The organism is Microtetraspora niveoalba (assembly GCF_001570405.1).
GTDB classification, from domain to species: domain Bacteria; phylum Actinomycetota; class Actinomycetes; order Streptosporangiales; family Streptosporangiaceae; genus Microtetraspora; species Microtetraspora niveoalba.
This window is the reverse complement of record NZ_BBYM01000075.1, coordinates 1-9,578: the sequence shown is the minus strand read 5'-3', so window position 1 is coordinate 9,578 and position 9,578 is coordinate 1. Positions and strand designations below refer to the sequence as shown.

The 9,578-nt window shown below is 73.2% G+C and carries 3 protein-coding genes; all 3 read left to right on the top strand.

Going from position 1 to position 9,578, the window contains the following annotated elements; genetic code table 11:
- The coding region (locus AWQ70_RS36935; RefSeq protein ID WP_157530957.1) for a type I polyketide synthase at positions 1–3,101 on the top strand (3,101 nt) is incomplete at its 5' end.
- A 39-nt stretch (positions 3,102–3,140) separates the two neighbouring features.
- Entirely contained in the window at positions 3,141–8,042 is a 4,902-nt protein-coding gene (locus AWQ70_RS36930) for a type I polyketide synthase (protein WP_067186862.1), read from the top strand.
- A gap of 48 nt (positions 8,043–8,090) precedes the next feature.
- Positions 8,091–9,578, top strand: a 1,488-nt coding sequence (locus AWQ70_RS36925) for a type I polyketide synthase (protein WP_174552463.1), incomplete at its 3' end; no start/stop codon positions are given.

Sequence of the window (9,578 nt, the reverse complement as noted above, 5' to 3'; positions counted from 1 at the left end):
CGTTCGACGAGCCGCGGATCCCGATCGTGTCGAACCTGACCGGCGAGTTGGCCGATCCTGGGCTGCTCACGTCCCCTGACTATTGGGTCCGGCAGGTGCGCGAGGCGGTCCGCTTCGCCGACGGGGTCAGGAGCCTGGCCGAGCGGGACGTGACCCGGTTCGTGGAGCTGGGCCCGGACGGGGTGCTCTGCGCGCTGGCCCAGCAGTCGGTCGACGAGGCTGTGTTCGCTCCGGTGTTGCGCCGCGATCGGGATGAGGCGGAGACGGCCCTGGCGGCGCTGGGCCGGTTGTGGACGGTCGGCGGCGACCTCGACTGGACGTCCGTCCTGCCGACCGGCCGTCGAGTGGAACTGCCGACCTACGCGTTCCAGCGTGAGCGGTACTGGCCGGAGCCCGCTGCCGTGACGGGTGATGTGGGCGCCGTGGGCCTGGCCGCGGCGGGGCATCCGTTGCTGGGTGCGGCGGTGGCGCTGGCCGGTGAGGGCGCCGTCCTGATGACGGGGCGGTTGTCGTTGGCGACGCATTCGTGGCTGGCCGATCATGCGATCCACGGGCAGGTGCTGGTGCCGGGGACGGCGCTGGTGGAGATGGCGTTGCGGGCCGGTGAGCAGGTGGGGTGCCTGACTCTGCGGGAGCTCGTTGTGCAGGCGCCGCTACAACTCCCACCACACGGCGGGGTGCAGGTCCAGGTTCACGTGACTGCCCCGGGTGAGGACGGCGAGCGCCGGGTGGAGATCCACTCCCGGCCGGACGCGGGCGAGGACGGGCCGTGGATCTGCCACGCGACCGGCGCGCTGTCGGCCGATTCCATGCCGCAAGGCGTGGATCTTGCGGTGTGGCCGCCGCTGGGTGCGGTGGCGGTGCCGCTGGAGGGGTTCTACGACGCTCTTGAAGAGGGCGGGTACGGCTACGGCCCCCTGTTCCAGGGGGTGCGGGCGGCGTGGCGGGACGGTGAGCGGGTGTTCGCCGAGGTCGCGTTGCCGGAGGAGGCGGTAGCCGAAGCGGCCGAGTTCGGGATACATCCGGCGTTGCTGGACGCGGCGCTGCATGTCAGCGGGCTCGTCGCCGCCGGTGGTCAGGGGACGCGGTTGCCGTTCGCGTGGACGGGCGTGCGGCTGCATGCCGCCGGAGCCTCGATGCTTCGGGTGGCCATGACCGCGGTCGGCGACGGTGTCGAGATACAGACCGCGGACATGACCGGTGCACCGGTCGCGTCCATCGAGTCCCTGGTCATGCGTGAGATCGCCGCAGACCAACTGGCGGCGGCCGCCAGGACCACCGACGACTCGCTCTTCGTAGTGGAGTGGACGCGAACGACCGTGCCGACGACTGGGCCGGCGGCCGGCGACACTTCCTCGTGGGTCGAGATCTCCTCCTTGGAATCCCTGCTCTCCGCCGTCGACGACGGCGCGGCGGTGCCACCGGTCGTGGTCCTGCCGCTGGCCGGCGGCGGAGAGACCGACGTGGCCGCCGACGTCCTCCGGGTGACCTCTGAGGCGCTGCATGCCGTACAGACGTGGCTCGGTGACGCGCGCTTCGACTCCTCCCGGCTGGTGCTGCTGACCTCCGGCGCGGTGGACCCGGCCGGCGAGGCGCGGGACCTGGCGGGCGCGGCCGCATGGGGCCTGCTGCGGTCGGCGCAGTCGGAGCACCCGGACCGGTTCCTCCTGGTCGACACCGACACGGACACAGACGAGTGGAAGCCGTTCGTGACGGGCACCGAACCGCAGCTGGCGGTCAGGGGCGGGCAGGCGTGGGCGCCACGCCTGGCCCGTGTATCGGCCAGTACCCGGCCGGTGGCTCGGCAGGCGGGCACCGTCCTCCTCACCGGCGGCACCGGGACGCTCGGCGGCCTGCTGGCCCGGCACCTGGTCACGGCGTACGACGTGCGGCACCTGCTGCTGCTGAGCCGGCGCGGGACGGACAGCCCCGGCGCGGCGGATCTGGTGGCCGAGCTGACGGAGCTCGGCGCGGACGCCGAGGTGGTGGCGTGCGACGCCGCCGACCGGGCCGCGCTGGAGGAGGTGCTCGCCCGGATCCCGGCCGAACACCCGCTGACGGGCGTGGTGCACGCCGCGGGCGTCCTGGACGACGGTGTGGTCGAGGCGCTGAACCCGGAGCGGCTGGCGAGAGTCCTGCGCGCGAAGGTCGACGCGGCGGTGAACCTGCACGAGCTCACCGCAAGCCTGGACCTGACGATGTTCGTGCTCTTCTCCTCGGCGGCCGGGACGCTCGGCAGTCCGGGACAGGGCAACTACGCGGCGGCGAACGCGTTCCTGGACGCACTGGCGGCGCGCAGGCGGGCGCTCGGGCTCCCTGGAGTGTCGCTCGCGTGGGGCATGTGGGAGCAGGCCAGCGCGATGACCGAGCACCTCGGCGACCGGGCGGCACGGCTCGGCGGCGCGCTCACCGCCGAGCAGGGACTGGCGCTCTACGACGCGGCCATCACCGGGCGGCACGCGCACGTCGTGCCGATCCGGCTGAAACTCCCGACGGCCGGATCCGGCGACGTCGCCGTGCCGCCGATGCTGCGCGGCCTGCTGCCGGGCGGCCTGAGGCGGGCGAACGCGCGGGCGGAAGGCCCGCAGCTGCTGCGGCGGCTGACCGGGCGGCCACCCGCCGAGCAGGCCCGGCTCATCCTGGAGGCGGTGCGGGCCGAGGTCGCCCAGGTCCTGGGGCACGCCACCGTCGATGCCATCACGCCCGAGCGAAGCTTCGGCGACCTCGGGTTCGACTCCCTCACCGCCGTCGAGCTGCGCAACCGGCTCGGCGCCCGCACCGGGCTGCGCCTGCCGGCGACGCTGGTGTTCGACCAGCCCTCGGCGGCCCGGCTCGCCGAATACCTGGCCGACCGGATCGCGCCCACCCAGGCGGCGGCCGCCGCGGCCCTGCTCGCCGAGCAGGTGGACCAGATCGAGACCGGGCTCGCCGCCACCGAGGAGGCAGACCGCAGGAAGCTCGTCCGGCGGTTGCAGGCGATGCTCGCCCGCTTCGACGACGGCGCTTCCGCGCCCTCCACACCGGCTGTCGTGGCCAGCATCGACACGGCCACCGACGACGAGATCTTCGACTTCATCGACAAGGAACTGGGCGCTTCGTGATCCCCTGCCCAGCCCACCCCGAGACCTTGTGAGGCCCAGATGGCGGACGAGCAGAAGCTGCGTGACTACCTCAAGCGGGTCACAGCCGAGCTGCATCAGACCCGTCAACGGCTGCGCGTCACCGAGTCGGCGGAGCGGCAGCCGATCGCGATCGTCGGCATGGCCTGCAGACTGCCCGGCGGCGTGGACAGCCCGGACGCGTTGTGGCGGCTGACCTCCGAAGGCGTTGACGCGATCTCCGCCTTCCCCGACGACCGCGGTTGGCGCGTCGACGAGACGGCCCCGTTCGCGCGCAGCGGCGGCTTCCTCTACGACGCCGACGCGTTCGACCCCGGGCTGTTCGGCGTGTCTCCGCGCGAGGCGATGGCGATGGACCCGCAACACCGCCTGCTGCTGGAGGCGTGCTGGGAGGTGTGCGAGCGCGGCGGCATCGACCCGCACTCTCTGCGCGGCAGCCGTACCGGTGTCTTCGCCGGATTGATGTACCACGACTACAGCGCCCGCGTGATCGCCGTCCCCGAAGGAGTGGAGGCGTACCTGGGCATCGGCAACATGGGCAGCGTCGCCTCCGGCCGGATCTCCTACACCTTCGGGTTGGAAGGGCCCGCGGTCACGGTGGACACGGCGTGTTCGTCGTCGCTGGTGGCGGTGCACCTGGCCTGCCAGTCGCTGCGGTCGGGCGAGTCGACGCTGGCCTTCGCCGGCGGCGCGACCGTGATGGCCTCCCCCGACACCTTCGTGGGCTTCGACCGGCAGGGCGGGCTCGCCTCGGACGGCCGGTGCAAGTCCTTCGGCGCCTCGGCGGACGGCACGGGCTGGGCCGAGGGCGTGAGCATGCTCCTGCTGGAACGCCTGTCGGACGCGCAGCGGCACGGGCATCAGGTTCTCGCGGTGATCCGTGGCAGCGCGGTCAACCAGGACGGCGCCTCGAGCGGGCTCACAGCGCCGAACGGCCCGTCGCAGCAGCGGGTGATCCGGGACGCGCTGGCGAACGCGCGGCTGTCCCCGTCCGACGTGGACGCGGTGGAAGGGCACGGCACCGGCACGAAGCTCGGCGATCCGATCGAGGCGCAGGCGCTGCTCGCCACCTACGGCCAGGAGCGGGATCGTCCGCTGTGGCTGGGGTCGGTCAAGTCGAACATCGGGCACACGCAGGCGGCGGCGGGCGTCGCCGGTGTGATCAAGATGGTGCAGGCGATGCGCCACGGCGTGCTGCCGCCCACCCTGCACGCCGATGAACCCACCCCGCAGGTCGACTGGTCCGCGGGCGCGGTGGAGCTGCTGACCGAGTCCCGGCCGTGGCCTTCCACGGATCGGCCCCGCCGGGCCGGTGTCTCCTCGTTCGGGATCAGCGGCACCAACGCCCACGTCATCGTCGAACAGGCCCCCGAGGCGGAGGCCGCGCAGGCTCCGGACGGCCCGGCGCCCGGCGTGGTGCCGTGGCTGCTGGCCGCCCGCACCGCGGACGCTCTGCGCGCGCACGCCTCCCGGCTGCACGACGTCGTCACCGAGCCCGGGGCGCCGGACCCGGTCGACGTCGGCCGGTCCCTGCTGGCGCGTGCCGCGCTTGAGCATCGCGCCGTGGTGCTCGGCGCCGGGAGGGACGGCCTCGCCGGCGGTCTCGCCGCGCTCGCGGACGAGCGGCCCAGCGGCCGCGTGGTCGCGGGGGTGACCGGCGAGGGCCGGTCCGCGTTCCTGTTCACCGGTCAGGGAGCGCAGCGGGCCGGGATGGGCCGCGGGTTGTACGAGGCGTTCCCGGTGTTCGCGGAGGCGTTCGACGCGGTGTGCGCGGAGTTCGACCTGCCCGTCAAAGACGCGGTGTTCGAGGGCGCGGACCTGGATCGGACGATGTGGGCGCAGGCGGGCCTGTTCGCCGTCGAGGTGGCGCTGTTCCGCCTGCTCGAGTCATTCGGCGTGGTGCCCGACTTCCTGCTGGGGCATTCGATCGGCGAGCTCGCCGCCGCGCACTGCGCGGGGGTGTTCTCGCTCGAAGACGCGTGCGCGGTGGTGGCGGCGCGGGGCCGCCTGATGCAGGCCCTCTCCGCCGGTGGCGCGATGCTGGCCGTCCAGGCGACCGAGGACGAGCTGACCGACGACCGGGTGGACGTCGCGGCGGTCAACGGTCCGGACTCGGTCGTGGTCTCCGGCGATGCCGAGGTGATCGACGAGTTGGCGGCCCACTGGGCCACGCGGGGCCGTAAGACGAGCCGGTTGACGGTGTCGCACGCGTTCCATTCCCGGCTCATGGAGCCGATGCTGGCCGAGTTCGCCGCGGTGCTGGAGAAGGTGACGTTCTCGGAGCCGCGGATCCCGATCGTGTCGAACCTGACCGGGACGGTGGCCGACCCCGGACTGCTCACTTCCCCGGACTATTGGGTCCGGCAGGTGCGCGAGACGGTGAGATTCGCCGACGGTGTCGGGCACCTGCGGGACCAGGGCGTGACCCGGTTCCTGGAGCTCGGCCCCGACGGTGTGCTCACCGGCCTGGCCCGGGAGAGCCTGCCCGCCTCCGCGGGCCTCACCGTCACGGCGGCGCTCCGCAAGGGGAGGGACGACAACGAGGCGTTTTCGGCCGCGCTGGCCGAGCTCTGGACCCGTGGAGCCACCGTGGACTGGCAGAGGCTGTTCGCCGGTCACGGCCGGCGGGTGGAGCTGCCGGTCTACCCGTTCCAGCACGAGCGGTTCTGGCTGTATCCGGCTGAGCCTCCGGCGGCCGGACCTTCCGGTGAGACGGGTTTGTGGCAGGCGATCGCCCGCGAGGACGCCGACTCCCTCAGCGACCGGCTCGACGTGAGCGACCCGGACGTGCGCTCGTCGCTGCGGAAAACGCTGCCGCTGCTGGCCTCCTGGCTCCGGCAGAGTCAGGAGAGCGCCGAGGTCTCCCGATGGCGTTACCGCGTCGGCTGGGAGCCGGTGCCGGGCCTGCCCGTCCCGGTCGTCTCGGGCGTCTGGCTGATGGTGGTCCCGGACTCCCTCGCCGACAGTGGGATCGTCCGCTCCTGCCGCGACGGCCTGCTCCACCGGGGCGGCGACGTGGTGACGGTGACCGTGCCCGCTGACGTGACGGACCACACGGAGCTGGCCGCCCGCCTGTTGCGGGCCACGGGTGACGGAGCGCCGCCCGCCGGCCTGCTCTCGCTGCTGGCCCTGGACGAGAGCCCACACCCCGCCTGCCCGGAGCTGCCCGCGGGGACGGCGGCGACGCTGCTGCTCGTGCAGGCCGCCGTACAGGCCGGAGTCACGGCTCCGGTGTGGTGCGTGACACGAGGCGCGGTGTCGACCGAGGAGTACGAGCCTCCGGCGAGCCCGTCGCAGGCGCCGGTCTGGGGGCTGGGCCGGGTGGCGGCCCTGGAGCACCCGTACCTGTGGGGCGGCCTCATCGACCTCCCCCCGGACATCTGCCCCTCCTCGGATGCCGGCCTTCGCTCGGACGTCGGCCTTCCCTCGGATACCGACCCTTCCTCCAGAGCCGACACGGCCGCGGTCGACACCCTCATCGGCCTGCTCTGCCAGGGCGAGGGCGAGGACCAGCTCGCGATCCGCCCCGACGGGACATTCGCGCGCAGGCTCCTGCGGGCACCGGCGGGAGACCCGGACGCGCCGCAATGGCGCCCGCGCGGCACCGTCCTGGTTACCGGCGGCACGGGCGCGCTGGGCGCGCACGTCGCGCGCTGGCTCGCCCGGCGCGGCGCCGAACACGTGGTGCTGGTCAGCCGCGCCGGACGCGAAGCACCCGGCCTGACCGAGCTGGAAGCCGACCTGACGACCCTCGGTGCCAGAGTCACGGTCGCCGCCTGCGACATGGCCGAACGCGCGGACGTCGCCCGGCTGATCCATCGGCTCGGCGCGCAGGAACCCCCGCTCCGGGCGGTCGTGCACGCCGCGGGCGTCAGCACCTCCGCGCCGCTGACCGAGACCACCCTGGCCGAGCTCGGCCGGACCGCCGCCGCCAAGATCGCGGGCGCCCGGCACCTGGACGAGCTGCTCGACCCGCGCCGCCTGGACGCGGTCGTCTACTTCTCCTCCATCGCCGGCATCTGGGGTGTCGGAGAGCAGGCCGGCTACGCGGCCGCGAACGCCTACCTGGACGCGCTCGCCCAGCGGCGCGGCGCGGAAGGCGTACGGGCGATCTCGGTCGCCTGGGGGCCGTGGGACGGCGGCGGCATGGTCGACCAGGCGATCAAGGAACCGATGCGGCGGCGCGGCATCGCGCTCCTGGCACCGGACCCGGCGATGCGGGCGCTCCAACACGCGATGGACCAGGACACCGGGACGGTGACCGTCGCCGACATCGCGTGGGACCGGTTCGTGCCCGCCTTCACCGCCTTGCGGCCCAGCCGGTTCTTCGACGAGATCCCCGAGGCGCGGCAGCTTACGGCGAGCACGCCCGCTGTCGCCCCGAACGCCGACCGGCTCGCCGCCCTGCGGCAGAAGCTCGCCGGACTGCCGCCCGGCGATCGGGAACTCCACCTCCTGGACCTGGTCCGGGCGCACGCGGCAGCGGTGCTCGGGCACGACACGCCGAACGCGATCGAGATCGGCAGGCCGTTCCGCGAGTGCGGTTTCGACTCGCTGACCGCCGTGGAACTGCGCAACCGGCTCGGCGAGGCCACCGGCCTGACCCTGCCGGCCACCATGGTCTTCGACCACCCGACGCCGGTGCTGCTCGCCGATCACCTACGCGAAGCGGTCCTGCCCTCCGGCCAGGAGGCGGAGTTGCCCTCCGCCGAAGAACTGGACCTGCTCGAGCAGGCGCTGCTGGACCGGCCGGACGACGACATCGACCGGGTCCGCGTCGTCCTGCGCCTGGAGGCGCTGCTCGCCCGCCAGCGCACCGTCGGCGGCGCCGGCGCCACCGGCGATGAGCTGCGGGAAAGACTCAGCACGGCCACCAACGAAGAGCTTTTCGACCTGGTCGATCGGGACCTGGGCCTGTCGTGAGCCGGGGTGCCTGGGAGCCGATGACAATCCGGGAGAGGCGACGTTCCTATGACAGATGAGCAGAAACTCCGCGAGTACCTGAGCCGGGTGATCGCCGAACTGCACCAGACCCGCCAGCGGGTACGCGAGATGGAGGCGGCGGCCGACGAGCCGATCGCCATCGTGTCGATGGCCTGCCGCTACCCCGGCGACGTGCGCTCACCGGCCGACCTGTGGCGGCTGGTCACCACCGGCCAGGACGCGATCACCCCGCTGCCCACGGACAGGGGCTGGGAGGTGCCCGGGGACGACCCGGCGTGGGCGGGCGGCTTCCTCACCGACGCCGGCGATTTCGACGCGGACCTCTTCGGCATCTCACCTCGTGAGGCGCTCGGCATGGAGCCGCAGCAACGGCTCCTGCTGGAGACGGCATGGAAGACCTTCGAGGAGGCCGGGATCGACCCGCTGTCGCTGCGGGGTTCGCGCACCGGCGTCTTCGTCGGCGTCACCACGGTCGGCTACGGATTGGGCAAGGATCTGCCGGAGGAGGTCGCGGGCCACCTGATGATCGGCACCGCGTCCAGCATCGCGTCCGGCAGGGTGGCGTACACGTTCGGGCTCGAAGGGCCGGCGGTGACGCTGGACACGGCGTGTTCGTCGTCGCTGGTGGCATTGCACTCGGCGATCCAGTCGTTGCGGGACGGTGATTGTGATCTGGCGCTGGCCGGTGGCGTGACGGTGATGACCTCGCCCATGACGATCGTGGAGTTCGGGCGGCAGGGCGGCCTGTCGTCGGATGGGCGGTGCAAGTCGTTCTCCGCGGAGGCGGACGGCGCGGGCTGGTCCGAGGGTGTGGGGTTGTTGCTGGTCGAGCGGCTGAGCGATGCGCGGCGGCGCGGGCACGAGGTCCTCGCGGTGATCCGGGGCAGTGCGATCAATCAGGACGGTGCGTCGAACGGTCTGACCGCGCCGAGCGGGCCGGCGCAGGAGCGGGTGATCCGGCAGGCGCTCGCCAGTGCGCGGTTGTCCGCGGACGAGGTGGATGTGGTGGAGGCGCACGGCACCGGGACGCGGCTCGGTGATCCGATCGAGGCGCGGGCGTTGCTGGCCACGTATGGGCGGGGTCGTGGCGCGGACCGGCCGCTCTGGCTGGGGTCGATCAAGTCGAACATCGGGCACACCCAGTCCGCCGCCGGTGTCGCCGGAATCATCAAGCTGATCCTGGCCATGCGGCACGGGCTGATGCCGCCCACACTGCACGCCGACCGGCCCTCGCCTCAGGTGGACTGGTCGCCCGGAACCGTGCGGTTGCTGACCGAGCCGCGAGAATGGCCGGAGTCGGACCGTCCTCGCCGTTGCGCCGTCTCGTCCTTCGGAATGAGCGGGACGAACGCCCACGTCATTTTGGAGCAGGCCCCCGAGTCCGCCGTGCCGGACGCCTCCGCGGTCGCCGTCTCCGGTCCGGTGCCGTGGGTGCTGGCGGCGAAGACGGCTGACGGCCTGCGGGCCCAGGCCGCGCGGCTGCGCGAGTTCGTGGCCGCGGACGGCCCGCAGAGC

What these genes read in the sequence shown, in the direction of transcription:
- AWQ70_RS36930 (WP_067186862.1), top strand. Translation starts at nt 3,141, where the DNA reads ATGGCGGACGAGCAGAAGCTGCGTGACTACCTCAAGCGGGTCACAGCC.